A 20,825-nucleotide genomic window follows, 5' to 3' on the forward strand; every position below is an offset into this window, starting at 1 on the left:
TCCCGGTCCAACCGGCCCACCGCACAGACCTATTCCGGTCGCCGTACCAGTACCCGGCCCGTTCTCCCGTACTAGTACCCAACCGCCTCCCGCAGCAGCAGGACCGTGCCCCGGCCCGGGCGCGGTTCCGCGTTGAGGACGAGGAGGCGGTTGACCGCGCTGTCCATCCCGTACACCTCCTGGCAGCGGGCGTTCTCCAGCGGCAGTACGTGCTCCTCGATGCGCCGCAGTGCCGCGCCCAGGTCCGGCACCACCTTCTGCGCGCCCACGATCCACACCGCGTGCGCCGCGCCGCCCGCGTTGGCGGGGAGCTGGCTGCCGCTGCCCGAGGCGAGGACGAGCGCGCCGGTCTCGGTGACGGCGGCGACGCTGTTCACGACGTAGTCGGGGCAGGCGGCGAGCCGGCGGATCTCGTCGGCGCCGGTCGCCCGGTCGATCGACAGGATGCGCGGCCTCACGGCGTCGTACTGGCCGCTCGCGTTGAGGTCCTCGTCGATGCCGGAGAGCCGGAGGGTCTCGCTGGCTCCGGTGAGGACGCTGGAGCCCTCGGGGATCAGCTCCTTGACGCGGGTACGCGCCTCCGCGGCGTCGTCGAGGATCTCGACGGCGAAGCCGTTGTCCCGCAGCGCGCCGGCCACCCGCTCCAGGCGCTCGTCCGTCGCCCGGTCGGAGAAGGAGCCGGCCGCCACGGTCCCGCCCGGTGCCGTGCCCGCCAGCGGGGAGGTGTCCAGGTACCTCACCTCGTACACCCGCTCCTCGAACCGCCAGCCTTCCTCCGTCCGCCGGTAGCGGTCGTGGTAGACCGCGTAGTTCTGCCCCTGGCGTCCGTCCAGGGTGCGGGCGATCTCCTGGATGTACGCGCGGCCGGTCGCCGTGTCGCCGTCGAGCTCGATCGCGCCGGAGTGCGTGTTCTGTACGAAGAAGTCCCACTGGGCCTGGAGCCGCTCGCCCCCGGCGAGGATCTCCTCGCGGCCGATCTGTTCGACGGGGATGTTGGGCATGCGCAGGGCGCCGTCCGGGGTGAACAGCGCTGCCAGGCGCGGCCGGTCGCGCATCATGACCGCGTCGCTGAACTCGCTGCGCAGGGCCTCGATCTCGACGCGGTCCGCGATGGCCTGGAAGTCGTTCATCGGGGTTTCCTCCCGCTCTTGTGTCCGTCTTCACCGAGACGACAAGGCAGCCCTCCGGAATGTGAGGTGGCGCGGCGGCCTGACATTCCGGGGCGCTGTGCTGTCGTAACGGGTGAGGGCACACACGCGAGCGAGGGAGAGGGCCGGACCATGAGCACGGGACCCGAGATCATGAGCGAGCGGCGGCGGCTGATCAACCTGGGCTACCGGCTCCTCGGTTCCCTCGCGGACGCCGAGGACGTCGTGCAGGAGACGTACGCCCGGTGGTACGCCCTGTCCGCCCGCGAGCAGCAGGCCATCGAGCAGCCCGGCGCCTGGCTGATGACCGTCGCCGGCCGCATCTGTCTGAACCTGCTCGCCTCGGCGCGGGTCAGGCGCGAGACGTACGTGGGCGACTGGCTGCCCGAGCCGCTGCCCGACCCGACGGAGGGCGGCGGCGGAGACGATCCGGCCGACCGGATCACCCTCGACGAGTCGGTGACGATGGCCTTCCTCGTCATCCTGGAGGCGATGACCCCGGCCGAGCGCGTCGCGTTCGTCCTGCACGACGTGTTCCGCTACCCGTTCGGCGAGGTCGCCGAGATCGTCGGCCGTACGCCGGCGGCCTGCCGCCAGCTGGCCTCCTCCGCCCGCCGCCGTGTCCGTACGGCGCAGAGCAGCCCTGCGGGCCCGAGCGCCGGGCAGGCGGGCGTGGTGCGGCGGTTCAGGACGGCGTGGGAGGCGAAGGACATCGAGGCCCTGGTCGGGCTGCTCGACCCCGCCGCCGTCGCGACCGCCGACGGCGGCGGGCTCGCCGTCACCCACCCGCGCCCGATCGTGGGCGGCGAGCGGATCGCCCGCGCGTACGCCGAGATCGCCCGGCTGTGGGACGGCCGTACGACGTTCCAGGAGCGCACGGTCAACGGCGTGCCGGGCCTGGTGGCGTGGCAGGACGGGGACCTCGTGACCGTGTTCGCGTTCGAGATCGCGGACGACCGGGTCAGGCGCATCTTTGCGGTGCGGAACCCGGAGAAGCTGCGTCCGTGGAAGGCCGGCTGAGCGCGCCCAGAACGTACGGCGCCGCCTCCGCGAGGGTCGGGAAGTGCCGGTGGGCGTCCGGGTGCGGGGCCGGGGTGTTGACGGTCCAGACCGTCATCCCGGCGTCGAGCCCGGAGCGGACCCCGGACGGCGCGTCCTCGATGACGAGGCACTCCGCCGGGTCCGCGCCCAGCTTCTCGGCGGCAGTGAGGTACGGGACGGGGGACGGCTTCCCCTCGGCGACGGAGGCCGCGTCGACGATGAGCCCCGGGAACGGCAGTCCGGTCCGCTCGAACCGTCCCCGCACCCGGTGCTCGTAGTTCGACGTGACCAGCGCCCACCGGTCGACGGGGAGCGCGTGGAGCAGCTCGGCGGCCCCGTCGAAGGCGGCGTACGAACCCGTACGGACGTCCTCGTCCTCCAGCGCGTGCAGGAGGGCGAGGCACTCGTCCGGGTCGGCGCCCGGCAGGACGGCCGCGAAGGTCTCGACGGGCCGCGTCCGCAAGGCGGTGGCGTACACCTCGTCCCCGTCGAGCCCGTACCGCGCGGCCCACGCGTGCCAGACGCGCCGCTGGTTCTCGACGGCGTCCACGAGGGTGCCGTCGACGTCGAAGAGAACGAACTTCAGGGAGGTCACGCCCGGGATGCTACGTCCAGGAACGCGGCCCAGGAGGCGGGGGAGACGGCGAGCTGGGGGCCGTGGGGGTTCTTGGAGTCGCGGATGTGGATGAGGGTGGGGTGGGCGGCGACCTCGACGCACTCGCCGCCTTCGCCGCCGCTGTAGCTGGACTTGCGCCAGTCGTAGGCGACCTCGATGCAGTTGCCGCCCGAGGCATCGCTGTAGCTGCTCTTGAACCAGGCCAGATCAGCGGTGTTCATCGTTCTCCCAGCCGTTTCTCGATCCAGTCCAGGGACTCCCGCTTGGTGAGTGCCTGTGATCGCAGGATCCCATAGCGCTCGGAGTAATGACGTACCTCCTCCGGGTCGGTGAACAGCCGGGCGTGCCCGTAGATCTCGGTGTACGCGACTTCACGTCGCCCCTTGGGGGTCAGCAGAGTGAACGGGCCTCCCAAGTAGGGGTGCTCCGTTCCCTCCTGAGGGAGAATCTGAAGCTCCACGGTTCGCCGCTCGGCCACTTCCAGGATGCGCAAAAGCTGCTCACGGTGGACCTTGGGTCCGCCGAACGGTCGGAGCAGGACCGCCGCCTCCAGGACGAAGCTGATCGTCGGGATCGGCCACCGGTCGAAGATCGCCTGCCGTGAGATCCGGTCGGCCACGCGCTTCTCGACGGTCTCCTCGTCCAGCATGGGGCGGCTGCGCTCGAAGAGCGAGCGGGCGTAGGCGGGAGTCTGGAGGAGGCCCGGAACCGCCTGCACTTCGTAATAGTGGTTGGCCACCGCCGTAGCTTCTGCCTTCGCGAAGTCCTGGAACCAGTCCGGATGCCGCACCCGCGCTCGCGCCAAGGCGTCCCGCGCGTCGTCCACCGCTGCCGTCAGGACCCCGCCCGCCTTGAGCAGGGGGTCGACCTGGATCAAGAAGTCCGGCTGGGGGACCCGTACGCCCCGCTCGATCGCGGAGATCAGGTCCTCGCTGCAATGCGTAAGACCGGCCAGCTCCGCCTGGCTCAGGCCCGCGTTCCTCCGCAGGACCTTGATGATCTTTCCGAGCGCACGGAACAGGTGCGCCGTGCCGTCCACTTCGGAGGGCCGTTCCGGCCGCTCCTCCTCGTTCCCCGACATCCGTACCGCCCTCTTGGCGTACCCGTACAGTTACCCAGCGTCGTCGCGTCGCTGCTGGTCAGCGTACGGCCGGGCGGCCAGGCTCGGGGGCATGAAATCCGAAACTGCCACCCCAACCGGCGAGTTCACGCTCCGGCTCTCGGCAACGCGCCGGGGCGCACGCCTGGCGCGGTTACTCGCTGTGCAGCAGCTCCACGACTGGGGCCTGAGCGGCTCCGTCGCGGACGCGGTCGAGCTGGTCGTCGCCGAGCTCGCCAACAACGCGGTCCAGCACGGGTGGGTGCCGGGGAGGGACTTCGAGGTGCGGATGGAGCGCGGGAGCGACCACGTACGGGTCGAGCTGTCGGACGCCCGGGGGGAGCGGCGTCCGGTTCCCGCCCCGGCGCCGGACGAGGGCGGCTACGGGCTGCTGCTCGTCGCCGCCCTCGCCACGGCGTGGGGGGTGAGGGGCCGGTCGGTCGGCAAGACGGTCTGGGCGACCGTGCCGACGGACCGGCCGGTGATCTGTCAGAACACGGTCGAGTGCCCGTCGAAGGAGCCGAAGGCGTAGACGGTCCTGCGGGGCTCGAAGGGGGCACGCCAGTCGCCCGTGCCCTTGTAGTAGTACGTGGTGCCGTTGTCGTTGGCGAGAAGGTCGGCCCGTCCGTCACGGTTGACGTCGCCGAAGCCGGCCAGTCCCTCGTACGCGTTCCAGCCGCTGCCGACCTTGACGCGGGACGCGAATGTGCCGTCGCCCTTGCCGAGGTAGAGCCAGAGGGTGCCCGCGGAGTCGCGGGCGACGAGGTCTCCGGCGGGGCCTCCGGCGATGTTGTCAGTGGCGGTGATCTGGTTGTAGATCCCCCAGTTGGTGCCGATCTTCGTGCGGGGCGCGAAGGGGGCGGTGGCCGAGCCGGTGCCCTTGTAGAGCCAGAGGATGCCGGTCCGGTCGGTGGCGAGGAGGTCGGTGCGACCGTCGCCGTTGAGGTCGCCGCCGGCGGTGAGCTTGTCGTAGGTGCTCCAGCCGCCGCCGATCTTCACCCGCGGCGCGAGGGCGCGGCCGGTGCCCTGGTGGAGCCAGAGGACGCCGTTCGTGTCCCGGGCGAGGATGTCGGACTGCGGGGAGCCGACGATGTTTCCGGGGGAGACGAGCCGGTCGTAAATGTTCCAGCCGGTGCCGAGGGGCTCGGGGGTTCGGGCCGGATACGCCCCGAGGGGCGTGGGCGTGTTGGAGAGGGACAGCGTCCCGTTCTCGCCCCGGACGAGGAGGTCCGGGGTGCCGTTGTCGTTGAAGTCGTGCGGGACGACCTTGCGGAAGACCTTGAAGGTGCCGGTCTTCTCGAGGGCCGGGCCGATGCCGTCGAGCGGCTCTGCCGTGAGGCGCCAGGTGTAGTCGCCGTTGGGGGCGGGCACGGCGTCGCCGTAGGTGCCCTCGATGCCGTTCCAGTCAAAGCCGACGACACCGCCCGCGAAGTGGGAGGGGTAGAACCGCAGGGTCTTCCTGGTTGCGGTGTGCACCAGCTCGACGAGGACGTGCGTGGACTTTCTGCTGAGCGTCCAGTTCAGGCGTACCGGGGTGGTGACGCGGTCGAAGTCCATCGTCTCGGGGACGCCGTGACTCAGCATCTCCAGCGTGGTGGGCTCACCGGTGCTCGCCACGAGGGTGACGGCCGGCCGGGCGCCGTCGGCGCCCGGGGCGATCCGGTAGAGGCCCTCGCCGTGCTCGAGCGTCCCGCCTCGCGCCATCTGGGTCCCGTCGGGGCCTGGGGTGGCGTGAATCGTGTGCTCCAGGAGCTTGACCGTCTCGCCGGTCGTCAGCGAGCGGGCGTACAGCGCGAACCGCGGGCTCCAGGGCGAGACGGTGTACTCCGGGTACTGCCTGTACGTCAGCCAGTTGCCGACCAGTTCGACGACGACCATGTCCGTGACGCCCAGGTCGTGCCGTACGACCTCGCCGGTGTCCCGCCGGGCCACGGCCACCTTCACCGTCGAGTCGGCGGCCTTCTCGACCCAGGCGAAGTGGGTGGCCGACAGGGCTGCGCCGCCGGTGGTGCCCTCGGTCCGTTCGTACTCCTCGACGATTGTGTGGGTGGCGACGTCCACCACGGCGACGCGGCTCCGCTTCGCCCCGTCCACGGTGGTGGAGTACTGGACCACGGCGCTGTCGGGCGAGTCCACGGTGAGGGAGGTGATGGTGGCGTCGGCAGGGAGGCCGGTCGCCGTGTCGTCCACCAGGACACCCTGCTGCTCGGCGATGACGTGGACGTCGCTGCCGCCGGTCGCGTTGGCCTTCTTCATGACGAGGCGGGTGCCCGCGAACCCTCCGAAGGTGTAGCCACCGCCGAGAGGGTTGATGTCGACCTCCAGCGGCTCACCACCTCCCGTTCCCATGTCGTAGAGCTTGAAGACACCGTTCTCGCTGTGCGTCACGATGTTCGTCCGAGGGGCGGCCCCGTACGACTTTTCGGGGAGTACGGTCGCGACGCCGTCGGAGAAGCGCGTCCACCGATAGGTCAGCTGGGCGCCGCTCTGCACGCTCAGGAACCCCGTCGGGCCGACGCTGTAGGCGATCGCGTCGACGGGGAACGGTGCGATGTCCGGTTGTTCGTCGGTCACGGCGCCGGGCGTCGCCGTGACCGCGGGAGCGGCCGCCGGCGTGCCCGCCACCGCCGTGCCCGCCGTGACGGCGAGGACGGCGGTGACGGCCACAACGAGTCCGAACCGGGTCGTACGTGCGTGGAGCAAGGTGGTGCCTTCCTGCGTGTGCGTGGTCCGGACGGTCAGAACAGGGTGACGGCGCCGGTGCCCAGCGGCTCCGGGTTGTAGACGTTCAGGCGGGCCTTGAAGGGCCAGCGCCAGTCGCCGGTGCCGCGGTAGACGGCGAGGGTGTCCTTGGTGCCGCCCGCCACGCCCTGGACGACGAGGTCCGGGCGGCCGTCGCGGTCGGTGTCGCCGACGCCGACGATGTCGATGTACTGGTTCCAGCCGGAGCCGATCTTGATGCGGGGCGCGAAGGTGCCGTCGCCCTTGCCGAGGTAGAGCCAGAGGACGCCGGCGGAGTCGCGGGCGACGAGGTCTCCGCCGGGGCCGCCGGCGATGTTGCCGGTGCCGGTGATCCGGTTGTAGATGCCCCAGTTGGTGCCGACCTTCTTGCGAGCCTCGTAGGGGGCGCTGGAGCTGCCGGTGCCCTTGTAGAGCCACAGGGTGCCGGCGTTGTCGGTGGCGAGGAGGTCGATGCGGCCGTCGTTGGTGAGGTCGCTGCCGCCGGTGATGTGGCGGTAGATGCCCCAGCCGGTGCCGATCTGCTTGCGGGGGGCGAGGGCCTGGCCGGTGCCGGAGTAGAGCCAGAGGCGGCCGTCGCGGTCCCGGGCGACGACGTCGGCCTGCGGGGAGGCGTCGAAGTTGCCGGGGGCGAGGACGCGGTCGTAGATCTGCCAGCCGGTGCCCATGACGGTGGTGGAGCGCTGGGCGGGGTCGCCGTGCTGCCCGGTCTCGTACAGGGTCTGGCGGGCGTCGTAGTTGATGACCCGGCCCGCGCTGTCCCGGACGAGCAGGTCGGGGGCGCCGCTGTCGGAGAAGTCGTGCGGGGTGGGCCTGGAGGAGAACGCCTTCATCGTGCCGGTGCGCTCCACCGACGGGCCGATGCCGTTGGCCGGGCTCGCCGTCAGCTTCCAGGTGTAGTCGCCGAGCGGGGCGGAGGTCTTGTCGTCGAGCATGCCGTGGAAGAACGCCATGACGTCGTACGGGGTCGTCTCGAACCGCGTGGTGAAGGACTTGCCCGTGGGGGTGTGCGTCCAGACGACGGTTCCGTTCGCCGCCCTGCTGGGCGTCCCCAGGAGGTACGCGTCCGCGCCCCCGCCGAAGTCGACCGTCGGGGAGGCGCGGCGGATGTTCACGTCGAGCGCCGTGGGCTCGCCCGTGCTCGCGACCATCGTGGCGGCCGGAGTCCCGTCCGCTCCGACGGAGATCCGGTAGATGCCCTGGCCCTTCTCGATCGTGCCGCCGGTGGCCAACGCGCCGCCGTCGGCGGCCGCGCTGGCGCCGCTGACGACATCCAGGAGCTTGACCGTGCGCTGCGGGTCGCTCAGGGAACGGGCGGTGAGGGCGTAGAGCGGGCTGGGGGAGTAGGCCGCCGCCCCGTCGATGCGGCCGTAGGCGACCCAGTCGCCGACGAGCTTGACGGTCATGGCGCTCGCTTCGCCCAGCGGCGTGCGGGTGATCTCCTTGGTGTCCCGGCGGGCCACCGCGAGGGTCGCCTTGCCGGCCTCCGGCCATTCGAGCCAGGCCAGGTGGGTCGCCGAAACGGCGGAGGCGGAGTAGGAGTTGGTGACCAGCGAGTCGTACGTCTCGGTGACCGCGGCGGTGGCGATGTCCACGAGGGCGACGTGGTTGTCGTACACGCCGTTCGTCTGGGTCCGGTAGTGGACGACGAGGGTGTACGGGTCGCTGTTGTCGAACCGCGTGAGGGCGGCACCGGCGGGTATGCCGGTCACCTTGCGGTCGACCGTCGCTCCCTGCTCCTTGGTGAGCAGGTGCAGTTCGCGGACGTTGTCCACGGTGGTCGCCGCGACGAACGTGGTCCCCATGTACCGGAGCGGGGTGGAGGCGGTGCCGCTCGTGTCGAAGGAGGCGACCTCGGTGCCCGTGGACATGTCGATGTACGTGTAGGTGGTGCCCTCGATGCGGACGACGATGTCCGTGCCGACGTTCCCCGCGTACCTCGTCCCGGGCAGCGTGGTCCGGACGCCGTCCTCGTGCCGCGTCCAGGTGTAGACAGCGGCCCCGTTCTCGGTGTGGTACGTCAGGTAGCCCGTGGGGCCGCTGGTGCTGGCCGACGTGCCGGCCGGCACCGTCAGGACGTCCTGCTGCTCGCCGGTCACGGCGCCGGTCGCCGAGGCGGTCGCGTGGATGTTGAACGGAGCCGCGACGGCCGGGGTGGCGAGTCCGGCTGCCGTGACGGCCAGTACGGCGGCGACGGCCGCGGCCAGACGCAGGCGGGGCGTGCGGGCGGAGCTCAAGGCGTGGTCCCCCTCGGAGTACGGGCACGGCGGATCTTCCGCCGTGCCCGTACCTGACCCACGAGAGGACCGAATGGTTGTACGGGCGGGTCGTCAGAGGACGTTGGTGTACGTGATGCTCGTGTTGGTCAGGGCGTCGGTGGGGACGCGGGTCGCGAAGGGTGCGCTCCAGTTGCCGGTGCCGTTGTAGACGTACGAGGTGTTGTCGGGGCCGAAGACGTACAGGTCGTTGCGGCCGTCCATGGTGGCGTCGCCGATGCCGGCGATCTGGCTGTACTGGTTCCAGCCGGCGCCGATCTTCACGCGGGACGCGAAGGTGCCGTCGCCCTTGCCGAGGTAGAGCCAGAGGACGCCGTCCTTGTCGCGGGCGACGAGGTCTCCTGCTGCTCCGCCCGCGAGGTTGCCGGTGGCGGTGAGGTGGTTGTAGATGCCCCAGCCGTAGCCGATCTTCTTGCGCGGGGCGAAGGGGGCGGTGGTCGAGCCCGTGCCCTTGTAGAGGTACAGGTCGCCGGCCTTGTCGGTGGCGACGAGGTCCGCCCGGCCGTCGCCGGTGAGGTCGGAGCCTCCGGCCAGCTTGTTGTAGATCTGCCAGCCGCCGCCGATCTTGACCCGCGTGCCGAGGGGGTTGTTGTCCTCGCCCGTGCCGGGGTGCAGCCAGAGGACACCGCCGGAGTCGACGCCGATGACGTCGGGAGCGGTGGTGCCCGCGACGTCGCCGACCGACTCCATCTGCGGGTAGTTCCAGCCGGAGCCGATGTAGGTCGGGTACTCCGCCGGGACGACCTTCGCCTTCCAGGCGTCGTAGACGGTGTCGACGCGGCGCAGGATGCCGTTGGAGTCGCGGGCGAGGAGGTCCGGCGAGCCGTTGTTCGTGTAGTCGTGGACCTTCGGGGAGCGGGTGACGGTGAAGTCGCCGGTCGTGTGGAGGTCCCCGCCGATGCCGTTGGTCGGCTTGGCGGTGAGCTCCCAGCGGTACTCGCCGTTGTAGGCGTTGGTGCCGGGGTCGGCCTCCGAGGAGGCGAAGTTCCCGCGCCAGAGGAAGCCGAATCCCTTGGAGTAGGTCTCCTTCATGCTGTAGCGGTAGCGCTGGCCGGTCGCCTTGTGGATCAGGCTCACGTCGTACGTGTAGCCCGTGTGCGAGAGCTCCCAGGACAGCCAGGCCCGGTTGTTCATCGGGTCGAGGTCGACGACCGGGCCGACATTCGTCTTCGTCAGAGTGAGCGCGGTCTGGTCACCGGTGGAGGCGATGATCTCGGCGGACGGCCGGCCGTCGGCGCCCAGGGTGATCCGGTAGACGCCTTCGCCGTGCTCGATGGTGCCGCCGCGTGCGAGGAGGGTGTTGTTCGGGCCCGGGACGACGGTCGAGGCGCGGTCGAGGAGCTTCACCGGGTCGCCGCCGGCGATCGGGCGTGCGGTGAGCGGCAGCATCGGGTCGCCGGCCGTGCCGCCGCCGACGTCGGTCACGGTGCCGTAGGCGATCCAGTTGCCGAGGAGGCCGACGGTCGGGGCGTCGGCCCGGTCGAGGGTGATCGGCTTGGGGGAGCCGCCGGTGGTGTCGGCGACGACGAGGGTGGTGTAGTCCTGCCACCAGGCCGTGTGCGTCGCGTCGACGGCGAGGCGCGAGCTGTTCCCGCCGGACGGGACCGCCGCGTGGGCGGCGGCCGTCGCCAGGTCGACGGTGACGACGCCGTACGTGCCGCTGGTGCTCCGGTAGGAGAGGAGCGCGGTGCTGTCGGTGGCGCGCACGGTTTCGACGGTGGAGATGTCTGCGGGCAGACCGGTGATCTTCGTGCCGGTCTCGCCGGGCTTGGCGAGGAGACGGAACTCCTTCGCGCCGCTCGTGGGCGTCACCCGGACGAGGAGCTTCGAGCCGATCGTGGCGACGTACGAGTACCGGGCGGTCGCGGTCGACAGCGCGTTCAGGTCGAAGACGACGGGCGCGGTCCCGGCCGGGGCGGACATGTCGCGGAGCCGGATGATGCTGTTGTCGGCGCTCTGGAGGATTGGCACCATGTCGGAGACGGCGGCGTTGGGCTGCACGGCCCGGTACTCCGTGCGGGCCGCCACGATCGTGGAGGTGCCGTCCGGACGGCGCCAGGTGAACTCGGGTTCGAGGTAGCCCTCCGAGTTGGGCACGTAGTCGGCCGTGAGGTAGCCGCCCGGTCCCGCGCTCACGACACTCGTGCTGCTCGGCACCTCCGCCACGTCCTGCGTGTCCGCCGCGTCCCCGGCAGCGGTGATGGCGGCCGGGGCGATCGCCGTGGCCGCGCCCGCCGAGGGAGCCGCCGCCAGCGCCGTGCCCGCCGTGACGGCGAGGACTGCGGTGATCGCGGTGGAGAGCCGGCGCCGGGTCGTGCGTGAAGCCACGTTCTTCTCCTCGAAGCATCGAACGGTACGCACATGTGTGCGTACCGTTCGATGAGACCCATGAGGGGATCAAAGGGTTGTAACCCCCGGCCGGTTCATTTGCCGAGGCGTCAGAGGACGTTGGTGTACGTGATGCTCGTGTTGGTCAGGGCGTCGGTGGGGATGCGGGTCGCGAAGGGTGCGCTCCAGCTGCCGGTGCCGTTGTAGACGTACGAGGTGTTGTCGGGGCCGAAGACGTAGAGGTCGTTGCGGCCGTCCATGGTGGCGTCGCCGATGCCGGCGATCTGGCTGTACTGGTTCCAGCCGGCGCCGATCTTCACGCGGGATGCGAAGGTGCCGTCGCCCTTGCCGAGGTAGAGCCAGAGGACGCCGTCCTTGTCGCGGGCGACGAGGTCTCCGGCTGCTCCGCCGGCGAGGTTGCCGGTGGCGGTGAGCTGGTTGTAGATGCCCCAGCCGTAGCCGATCTTCTTGCGCGGGGCGAAGGGGGCGGCTGTGTTGCCCGTGCCCTTGTAGAGGTACAGGTCGCCCGCCTTGTCGGTGGCGACGAGGTCCGCCCGGCCGTCGCCCGTGAGGTCCGATCCTCCGGCCAGCTTGTTGTAGATCTGCCAGCCGCCGCCGACCTTCACGCGGGTGCCGAGCGGGTTCCGCCAGTCGCCCGTGCCCGGGTGCAGCCAGAGCACACCGCCGGAGTCCACGCCGATCACGTCGGGCGCGTTCGTGCCCGCGACGTTGCCGACGGACTCCATCTGCGGGTAGTTCCAGCCCGAACCGATGTAGTCAGGGGTCTCGGCCGGGACGACCTTCGCCTTCCAGGCGTCGTAGACGGTGTCGACGCGGCGCAGGATGCCGCTGGAGTCGCGGGCGAGGAGGTCCGGCGAGCCGTTGTTCGTGTAGTCGTGGACCTTCGGGGAGCGGGTGACGGTGAAGTCGCCGGTCTCGTGGAGGTCCCCGCCGATGCCGTTGGTCGGCTTGGCGGTGAGCTCCCAGCGGTACTCGCCGTTGTAGGCGTTCTCGCCCGGGTCGCTCTCCGAGTAGGAGAAGTTCCCGCGCCAGAGGAAGTTGAAGTCCTTGGCGTAGCCCGAGGTCATGGCGTAGCGGTAGCGCTTGCCGGTCGCCTTGTGGATCAGGCTCACGTCGTACGTGTAGCCCTTGTGCGAGAGCTCCCAGGACAGCCGGACCCGGTTGTTCATCGGGTCGAGGTCGACGACGGGGCCGACGTTGGTCTTCTTGAACGTCAGCGCGGTGTCCTCGCCCGTGGAGGAGACGAGCGTGGCGGTCGGCTTGCCGTCGGCGCCCGGGGCGATCTTGTAGATGCCCTCGCCGTGCTCGACGGTCCCACCGCGTGCGAGCAGGGTGTTGTTCGGGCCCGGGACGACGGTCGACGCGCGGTCGAGGAGCTTCACCGGGTCGCCGCCGGCGATCGGGCGTGCGGTGAGCGGCAGCATCGGGTCGCCGGCCGTGCCGCCGCCGACCTCGGTCACGGTGCCGTAGGCGATCCAGTCGCCGAGGAGGCCGATGGTCGGGGCGTCGGCCCGGTCGAGGGTGATCGGCTGGGGGGAGCCGCCGGTGGTGTCGGCGACGACGAGGGTGGTGTTGTCCTGCCACCAGGCCGTGTGCGTGGCGTCGATGACGGCGACCGAGGCGTGCCAGCCGGACGGGACCGCCGTGTGGGCGGTGCCGGCGGCGGCCGTCGCCAGGTCGACGGTGACGACGCCGAACTTGCTCCCGGCGGCGCTGCTCGTCCGGTAGGAGAGCAGCGCTGTGCCGGCGGTGGCGCGCACGCCGTCGATGGTGTCGATGCCGTCGGGCAGGCCGCTGATCTTCGTGCCCTCCTCACCGGGCTTGCTGAGGAGGCGGAACTCCTTCGCGCCGCTCGTGGGCGTCACCTGGACCAGGAGCTTCGAGCCGATCGTGGCGACGTACGAGTACCGGGCGGTCGCGGTCGACAGCGCGTTCAGGTCGAAGACGACGGCCGAGCCGACCGGGTCGGGCGCGGACATGTCGCGGAGCCGGATGATGCGGTTGTCGTAGTTCTGGGGGACCGGCACGATGTCGGACACGGCGGCGTTGGGCAGCGCGGCCCGGTTCTCCGTGCGGGCCACCACGAGCGTGGAGGTGCCGTCCGGACGGCGCCAGTGGTAGTCGTACGAGTACATGCCCTCGGAGTCGTAGTACTCGGTGGACGTGAGATAGCCGCCGGGTCCCGCGCTCGTGATCTCCGACCCGACCGGCAGCTCGGCCACGTCCTGCGCGTTCGCCGTGTCCCCGGCCGCTCTCACGGCGGCCGGTGCGACCGCCGTGGCCGCGCCCGCGGAGGGGGCGGACACCAGCGCCGTGCCCGCCGTGACGGCGAGGACTGCGGTGATCGCGGTGGAGAGCCGGCGCCGTGCCGTGCGTGAAGTCACGTTCGTTTCTCCTCAGCATCGAACGGCACGCACATGCGTGCGTGCCGTTCGGTGAGACACGCGAGCAGGCCGAAGGGTTGCACCACCTCCGGTTCACCCGGGCGGTGCCGTCAGGACACGTGGTTGTACGTGGTGGTGCCGGCGTTCAGGAGCAGGGTCGACGCCCGGCGGGCCTGGAGGGGCCTGCCCCAGTCGCCCGTACCCGCGTAGAAGTACGCGGTCTTGTTCGGGCCGTAGACGTACAGGTCGGGGCGGCCGTCCTTGTTGCCGTCGCCGATGCCGACGATGTCCTGGTACGCGTTCCAGCCCGCGCCGACCTTGACGCGGCTCGCGAAGGTGCCGTCGCCCTTGCCGAGGTAGAGCCAGAGGACGCCGTCCTTGTCGCGGGCGAGGAGGTCTCCGGCGGGGCCGCCCGCGATGTCGCCCACGGCGGTGAGCTGGTTGTAGATGCCCCAGCCGTAGCCGATCTTCTTGCGCGGCGCGAAGGGAGCGGTGGCGCCGCCCGTGCCCTTGTAGAGGTAGAGGTCGCCCACCTTATCGGCGGCGACCAGGTCGGCGCGGCCGTCGCCGGTCAGGTCGGAACCGCCCGCGAGCTGGTGGTAGATCTGCCAGCCGCCGCCGACCTTCACCCGGCTGAGGAAGGGCTTCGACGCGTTGCCGGTGCCCTGGTGGAGCCACAGGACGCCGGCGGTGTCACGGGCGATCGTGTCGGGCGCGACCGTGCCCGCGACATCGGCGACCGACTCGATCTGGTCGTAGATGTGCCAGCCCGTACCGACGGCCACGGGGGAGCCCTCCGAAACGGGCTCGTACCCCGAACCGTTGTGCCAGATCTGGCTGTCGGCGCGCCACAGGCGGCCCGCGGAGTCCCGCGCGAACAGGTCCGGCGTGCCGTTCGAGCTGTAGTCGTGCGGCCGGTGGACGTAGGAGAGGGTGAAGTCGCCCGTGGCGTGCACGTTCGGGCCGATGCCGTCGGAGGGGGAGGCGTCGAGCTCCCAGGTGTACGCGCCGGGGGTCCAGGCGCCGTCCTCGGCGGAGTCGAGGTTCCCGTACCAGATGATCTTGAGGGTTTCGAGCCCCCACGTGCCCCGGAAGACCTTCTTCTGACCGCTCGCCCTGTTCGTGAGCGTCACGGCATAGCCGAAGTGCGGATGCGAGAACGTCCAGGTGAACTGGGGGCCGTCCTCCAGAGGGTCGATCACGACGGAGGGGCCGAACCCGGTCTTGGTGAGGTTGAGGGTCGTCGACGTGCCGTCGCCGTACGCCGGTCGGGCCGACGGGACACCGTCCGGCCCGAGCGTGAGCCGGTAGAGCCCCTCGCCCTGTTCCACGCTCCCGCCCTGCACGTACAGTGCGCCGTCGGCCCCGGTCACGGGAGCGCTCGTCACGCGGTCGAGGAGCTTGATCCGCGTCCCGTCCTTCAGGGACCGCCCGGTGAGCGGCAGGAGCGGGTCCGTGGCGGAGCCCGTCCCCGGTTCGTTGTAGGTGCCGTAGAGGACCCAGTCCCCGAGCGGAGCCGACAGGGTGTTCCTCCTCGGCTGGTCGGGGAAGTCGAAGCGCTGGGTCTCCTTCGTCGCGCGGTCGGCGACGACGAGGGCGGAGGTGGTGGCGGTGTGCTCCCACCAGGAGACCCGCGTGGCGGAGAAGGAGGGCTTGTCATACGCGTTCTGGCCGGTCGGCCGGGTGTACGACTCGGTCACGGCCGCGGTCCGGGTGTCCACCAGGGCCAGCCCGCTCCCGGCGTCGGACGTGTACGAGACGAGCGCGACGCCGTTCCTCTCGGCCGTCTCCACGCGGAAGGCGGTCAGTCCCGTCGGCAGGCCGGTGAGGGTTCGGGCGGTCTGGGTGCCGTCGGTCCTGCTCACGAGGAGGGGCGTCTGCGTCCCGCCGGTGTCGTAGCGTCGCGCGATGACCGTGGAACCGACGGTGGTCTCGTGAACGACGGTCCCCGGCAGGGCCGCCAGGTCGATCACGACAGGGGCCGTGTCCGCGGGCGCGGCCATGTCGCGCAGCCGGATCAGCTGGCTGTCGTGGTTCCGGTACGTCGGGACGATGTCGGACGGGGCGGCCGTCGCGAGCACGCCGTCCCTGCTCCACGCCGCCGCGAGGAGGACCGATGTGCCGTCGGAGTACCGGTGCCACCGCATTTCGCTCGACGAGACATCCTCCCCTTCGGGGACGTGCTTCGTAGCCGTCAGGTATCCGCTGCCGCCCAGTTGCCGCACCTCGGCGCCCGGGTCGATGGCGATCGGCGCGTCCGCATCCGGAACGGCAGCGGCGGTGACAGCGGCGGCGGTCTGCGGTGCGGCGGCGACGGCCGGCGCCGTCACCGCCGTGCCCGCCGTGACGGCGAGGACGGTGGTGACGGCGGCGGCGACCCACCGGGGACGGGGGTTCAGCATGGAATCGGCTCCGGTGGGTCGTGGGGACGGGTCAGGAGACGTGGTTGTAGGCCGTGCCGCCGTTCAGGAGGACGTCGGTGGCGGTGCGCGCCGCGAAGGGTGCGCTCCAGGCGCCCGTGCCGGCGTAGACGTACGAGGTGTTGTTCGGGCCGTACGCGTACAGGTCGCCCCGGCCGTCGCCGTTCGCGTCGCCGACTCCGACGAGCTGGCTGTACTGGTTCCAGCCGGCGCCGATCTTCACGCGGGACGCGAACGTGCCGTCGCCTTTGCCGAGGTAGAGCCAGAGGACACCGGCGGAGTCACGCGCGACGAGGTCTCCGGCGGGACCGCCCGCGATGTTGCCCGTGGCGGTCAGCTGGTTGTAGATGCCCCAGCCGTAACCGATCTTCTTGCGGGCCGCGTACGGGGCGGTGAGGGAGCCCGTGGCCTTGTAGAGCCACAGGTCGCCGGCCTTGTCGGTGGCGACGAGGTCAGGACGGCCGTCGCCGGTCAGGTCGGAGCCGCCGGCCAGCTTGTTGTAGATGCCCCAGTTCGTTCCGATCCGCACGCCGGGATTGGTCGTGTCGCCGCGCATGTTCGAGTAGAGCCAGAACTCGCCGTTCCTGTCGACTGCGACGACATCGGCGTTTCCGTTGCCCGCCACGTTGCCCACGGACTCGATCTGCGTGAACGCGTTCCAGGTGGAGCCGATCTTGACGGGCTTGCCGGAGGCGCGGCCCTTCAGGGTGTCGGCGCGGAACAGCTCGCCCGCCGCGTTCCGCGCGAGCAGGTCCGGGGTGCCGTTGTCGCTGTAGTCGTGGAGCTTGGGGGAGCGGGCGATCTTGAAGCTGCCCGTCTGCTCGACGACCGGCCCGATGCCGTTCTGCGGGGTGGCGCGGATCGACCAGGTGTAGTCGCCGTTGGGGGCGGCCTTGCCCGGCTGCGTGCCGTCGAAGTCCTCCAGGACGCCGTTCCAGGAGAGCCCGAAGGTGTGGTCGTCGTAGGTGTACTGACCTGCCGACTCGCGGCTCAGGCGCATCAGGCGGGTGAAGGTCTGCCCGGTCTTCTGGTTCGTCAGCTTCAGGAAGACATCGGCGTTGACGCGGCTCATGCGCCACTTCAGGTCGACCGTCTGCGAGCGCGCGAAGTCGATGACGTCCGGCACCTCGTCGCCCAGGTACGTGAGCGCGGTCGGCTCCCCGGTCGTGGCGACCAGCTCGGCCGTCGGGGTGCCGTCGGCGCCGGCGGCGATGCGGTAGAGGCCCTCGCCCTTGTCCAGGGTGCCGCCGCGCGCGAGCAGCGTGCCGTCGGCGGCGGGCCGCACGGACGTGGCGTACGCGAGGAGTTCGACCGGCTGGTCGCCGGCGGCCGTGCGGGAGACCGCCCGCAGGGGGCCGAGGGGCGCCTTCCAGCCGTCGGTGAGCGCGGTCGGCTCCCCGTAGACCAGCCAGTCGCCGACCAGGCCGGTGAGGGTCTCCTCGGGCTTGCCCAGCGTGAAGGTCTTCCTGGCGCCGGTCGTGCGGTCGACGGTGACGACGGTGCGCTCGCCGCCGATCTCGGTCCCCTCCTCCCAGCCCACCTGGGTCGCGGAGAGGAGGAGCGGGTTGCTGAGGTAGCCGGACGCCGCGGAGGTGTACTTCTCCTTGACCTCGCCGGACAGCAGGTCGATGACGGCGCGGCCGCCGAAGGCCGCCTCGGGGATCGTGGAGAGGGTCGATCCGTAGCCGACGAGGACCTTGCCGTCGATGACGGGCGCGGAGGTGAAGAAGTCGCCCGCGTTGACGGGGAGTCCGCTGATCGGGCGCTCCGAGACGCGGCCCGCCTCGGAGACGACGAGGTGCAGCTCCTGGCTGCCGTCGGCCTTGCGGACCTGGACGAGCGCGGAGTCGGCGCTGACGGCCTTCACGTACGTGGCGACCTGCTGCGGGAAGACGGAGCCGAGGTCGAAGTGGACGGACTGGGCGTCCGGGTGGCCCATGTCCCGGAGCGTGAACGTCCGGAACTGGTTCGGGAAGCGCGAGTCCCCGATGGCGAGGACGTCGGTGCCGGTGACGTCGATGCCGCCGCCCTGGGCGTAGGTCACCTCGGTCGACGTGCCGTCCGCGTAGCGGGTCCAGCGCAGCTCCTGCGCGCTGTCGGTGGAGCGGGTCAGGAAGCCGGTGGCCCCGGCGCCCGCGATCTTCGCGTCGCCCGGGTACGGGACCGGCGCGGCCGCCGTGGTCGACGCGGCGGCCGCGGCGTGCGCGGCGGCCGGGGCGGCGGCGAGGGCGGCGGGGCCTGCGGCCAGCGTGCCGGCGGTGACCGCGAGGACGGCGGTGACGGCGGCGGCGAGACGACGGGCCGAAGGATTGTGCTTCACGTTGGGTTCTCCCCCCAGAGACCAGGTGCGGCGCCGTGATCGGCGCCACACCTGGTTCGACTCAAGATCGGCACGGATGGTTGTACGCGATCTTGAAGGGGTTCCTCAGGAGAGGAGGTCGTACCGCAGCTCGGTGGACGACAGGTACCAGCGGACCGCGCTGCGCGGGCCGAACGGCGCCTTCCAGGAGCCCGTGCCCTTGTAGAGCATGGCCTCGGTGCTGTTGTTCACCTTGGCGTACAGGTCGGGGCGGCCGTCCCGGTTCGCGTCGCCGATGCCGAGCAGCTGGTCGTACGTGCCCCAGCCGGCGCCGATCCTCACGCGGGGCGCGAAGGTGCCGTCGCCGTTGCCGAGGTAGAGCCAGAGGACTCCGGCCTTGTCGCGGGCGACGAGGTCTCCGGCGGGGCCTCCGGCGAGGTTGCCGGTGGCGGTCAGCTGGTTGTAGACGCCCCAGCCGTAGCCGATCTTCTTGCGGGCCGCGTACGGGGCGGTGAGGGAGCCCGTGCTCTTGTAGAGCCACAGGTCGCCGGCCTTGTCGGTGGCGACCAGGTCGGCGCGGCCGTCGCCGGTCAGGTCGGAGCCGCCGGTGAGCTGGGTGTACGTGTTCCAGCCGGCGCCGATGCGGACACGGGCGGCCAGCGGGGTCTTGGCGAGTCCCGTGCCCTGGTACAGCCAGAGGACCCCGGACCTGTCCCGGGCGACGACGTCGCTCACGGCGGAGCCGGCGATGTTGCCGGCGGCCTCGATCCGGTCGTAGATGCCCCAGCCGGAACCCACGAGCAGGCCGGGGTTCTGGTCCAGCTGGTCGAGGTAGGGCTTCTGCGTCAGCGGGTCCAGTTCGGGGTACGGGAAGGTGTCGTGGATCCACAGCCGGCCCGAGGTGTCCCGCATGAGCACGTCCGGGGAGCCGTCGGCGTCGTAGTCGTGCGCGCCGGGCTTCCGGGTCACCGTGAACGAACCGGAGGCCTTCAGCTCCGGTCCGATGCCGTTCAGCGGCTTGGCGGTGATGTCCCAGGTGTAGGGCCCGCTCTGCGCGCCGGTCCACAGGTCGGGGGTGTTGTTCCAGCGGAGCTGACCGTTCCAGGCGTACGGCGCCCTGTGCGGGTCGTACTCGTAGACGTTGAGCGGGTAGACCCCGTCGGTCAGGGTCTCGCCCGTCCGGGTGTTGCGGATCCTGACCGCCATCTCCACTTCGGACCGGCTGAGCTGCCACGCCATCTTGACGGGGAAGCCGGTCCTGTCCAGGTCCAGGACCGCCGGGATGTCGTGCGAGAGCAGCGTGACCTTGGTGGAGAGGCCGGAGGAGGCGACCTGGGTGGCGGCCGGGGTGCCGTCCGCGCCGGGGGCGATCCGGTACAGGCCCTCGCCGCCCGCGACGGTGCCGCCCTGGACGTACAGGGTCCCGTCGGGCGCGACGGCCGAGCCGGCCATGTCGTCCATGAGCTTCCGGGTCGTGCCGTTCCCCAGGTAGCGGGCAGTGACGGCGTACGCCGGGGACGGGTTCCGCTCCTCGTACCCGCCGGCCTGCGCGTACGTCAGCCAGCTGCCGACCAGGCCGATGTGGGTGGTCGCGCCGGGCACCGGGATCCGCTGGGTGCCGGTGGCGGGGCCCCGCTCGGTGACGACCACGGTCGACCCGGCCGAGGTGCCGCGCTCCAGCCAGGCGACGTGCTTGCCGGTGAGCGCGACCGCGGGCTGCTGCTGCGCGCCGCCCGCGATGGCCGCGCTCTCCGTGACGGCGGCGGCGGCGAGGTCCACAGTGGCCCAGTGGCTGCCCGTGCCGGTGGTGTAGGTGAGCAGGGCGGTGTCGGCGGTGGCGGCCAGGACCAGCGGGTTCTTGGCGTCTCCGGGCAGCTTGGTCACGAGGCGGGCGGCCGGCTGGCCGTCGTCGCCCCGTGCGACCAGGCGCACGTCCTGTCCGCCCTGGGCGTTGGACGACTTGAGGAGCACGGTCCGGCCGACGGCCCCGATGTACTGCCCGTCGCGGCCCGCGATGGTGGCCGAGACCGACAGGACGTCCTCGTCCGTCGTCATGTCCCGGAGCGTGATGGAGCCGTTGGGCTGGACGCGTGCGACCACGTCGGAGGCGCGCGAGCCGGTGATCAGGTCGTTGGTGCCCGGCCACGGCTCCTTCGTGGCGCCGTCGGCGTACCGGGTCCAGACGGTGCGCTGGTCGTCCCAGGTCCAGGTCAGGAACCCGGTCGCACCGGCGCCGGCGATGTCCGTCCGGCTCTGCGGATAGGGCAGGACCGCCGACGTGCCGGCCGGGGCCGCGACGGCGGCAGGAGCGGCGGCCGTGGCGGGCACGGCCGCCGTCAGACCGCCCGCGGTGACGGCGAGCACGGCCGCGACGGCCGCACCGAGCCGCACACGGGCGGTGCGAGAGTGCATCAAGGTGTTTCTCTCCCCCAGGGATGCGGGTGTGGCGCGACT

The 20,825-nt window shown here is 71.3% G+C and carries 13 protein-coding genes; 2 read left to right on the forward strand and 11 right to left on the reverse strand.

Features of this window, described 5'->3' with window-relative positions:
• Positions 1-71: 71 nt before the first annotated feature.
• Positions 72-1,130: an LUD domain-containing protein gene (locus tag ABT041_RS17905; protein ID WP_351185157.1), complete on the reverse strand. Its 1,059-nt coding sequence runs from the start codon at positions 1,128-1,130 to the stop codon at positions 72-74.
• A 150-nt stretch (positions 1,131-1,280) separates the two neighbouring features.
• Between ABT041_RS17905 and sigJ the strand changes: the two genes are divergently transcribed.
• Positions 1,281-2,168: an RNA polymerase sigma factor SigJ gene (sigJ, locus tag ABT041_RS17910; protein WP_351185160.1), complete on the forward strand. Its 888-nt coding sequence runs from the start codon at positions 1,281-1,283 to the stop codon at positions 2,166-2,168.
• On the opposite strand, the gene ABT041_RS17915 is transcribed toward sigJ, so the two are convergent.
• From ABT041_RS17915 to ABT041_RS17925, 3 genes are read right to left on the reverse strand one after another with little or no spacing between them, the layout of a single operon-like run.
• Positions 2,110-2,784 carry an HAD family hydrolase gene (locus tag ABT041_RS17915; protein WP_351185163.1) on the reverse strand — a complete coding sequence of 225 codons (675 nt, stop codon included), beginning with the start codon at positions 2,782-2,784 and terminating at the stop codon, positions 2,110-2,112. The two genes, sigJ and ABT041_RS17915, sit on opposite strands and share 59 nt — an antisense overlap.
• Positions 2,781-3,026 carry a DUF397 domain-containing protein gene (locus tag ABT041_RS17920; RefSeq protein WP_351185166.1) on the reverse strand — a complete coding sequence of 82 codons (246 nt, stop codon included), beginning with the start codon at positions 3,024-3,026 and terminating at the stop codon, positions 2,781-2,783. The genes ABT041_RS17915 and ABT041_RS17920 overlap by 4 nt, the downstream gene beginning before the upstream one ends.
• Positions 3,023-3,886: a helix-turn-helix domain-containing protein gene (locus tag ABT041_RS17925; protein WP_351185169.1), complete on the reverse strand. Its 864-nt coding sequence runs from the start codon at positions 3,884-3,886 to the stop codon at positions 3,023-3,025. Before ABT041_RS17925 ends, ABT041_RS17920 begins: the two co-directional genes overlap by 4 nt.
• A gap of 91 nt (positions 3,887-3,977) precedes the next feature.
• On the opposite strand from ABT041_RS17925, the gene ABT041_RS17930 reads away from it, so the two are divergent.
• On the forward strand, positions 3,978-4,436 hold the full coding sequence (locus ABT041_RS17930) for an ATP-binding protein (protein WP_351185172.1): 459 nt from the start codon (positions 3,978-3,980) through the stop codon (positions 4,434-4,436).
• Here ABT041_RS17930 and ABT041_RS17935 read toward each other — a convergent pair.
• The 7 genes from ABT041_RS17935 to ABT041_RS17965 form a co-directional block, all read right to left on the reverse strand.
• Complete coding sequence (locus ABT041_RS17935; RefSeq protein ID WP_351185175.1) at positions 4,394-6,607, reverse strand: FG-GAP repeat domain-containing protein; 2,214 nt, start codon at positions 6,605-6,607, stop codon at positions 4,394-4,396. The genes ABT041_RS17930 and ABT041_RS17935 overlap by 43 nt on opposite strands.
• A 35-nt stretch (positions 6,608-6,642) precedes the next feature.
• Positions 6,643-8,880 carry an FG-GAP repeat domain-containing protein gene (locus tag ABT041_RS17940; protein ID WP_351185178.1) on the reverse strand — a complete coding sequence of 746 codons (2,238 nt, stop codon included), beginning with the start codon at positions 8,878-8,880 and terminating at the stop codon, positions 6,643-6,645.
• 93 nt (positions 8,881-8,973) lie between these two features.
• Positions 8,974-11,247 (reverse strand): RHS repeat domain-containing protein, encoded by a 2,274-nt coding sequence (locus ABT041_RS17945; protein WP_351185181.1) that lies wholly within the window; start codon positions 11,245-11,247, stop codon positions 8,974-8,976.
• A gap of 110 nt (positions 11,248-11,357) precedes the next feature.
• Entirely contained in the window at positions 11,358-13,652 is a 2,295-nt protein-coding gene (locus ABT041_RS17950; RefSeq protein ID WP_351185184.1) for a VCBS repeat-containing protein, read from the reverse strand.
• A 110-nt stretch (positions 13,653-13,762) separates the two neighbouring features.
• A complete protein-coding gene (locus ABT041_RS17955; RefSeq protein WP_351185187.1) occupies positions 13,763-16,054 on the reverse strand; it encodes an FG-GAP repeat domain-containing protein in 2,292 nt (763 codons plus the stop codon).
• Positions 16,055-16,085: 31 nt separating this feature from the next.
• Complete coding sequence (locus tag ABT041_RS17960) at positions 16,086-18,392, reverse strand: FG-GAP repeat domain-containing protein (RefSeq protein WP_351185190.1); 2,307 nt, start codon at positions 18,390-18,392, stop codon at positions 16,086-16,088.
• 105 nt (positions 18,393-18,497) lie between these two features.
• Positions 18,498-20,783 carry an FG-GAP repeat domain-containing protein gene (locus ABT041_RS17965; RefSeq protein ID WP_351185193.1) on the reverse strand — a complete coding sequence of 762 codons (2,286 nt, stop codon included), beginning with the start codon at positions 20,781-20,783 and terminating at the stop codon, positions 18,498-18,500.
• Between the last annotated feature and the right edge of the window lie 42 nt (positions 20,784-20,825).

Source organism: Streptomyces sp. NPDC002825 (assembly GCF_040295385.1).
GTDB lineage: Bacteria > Actinomycetota > Actinomycetes > Streptomycetales > Streptomycetaceae > Streptomyces.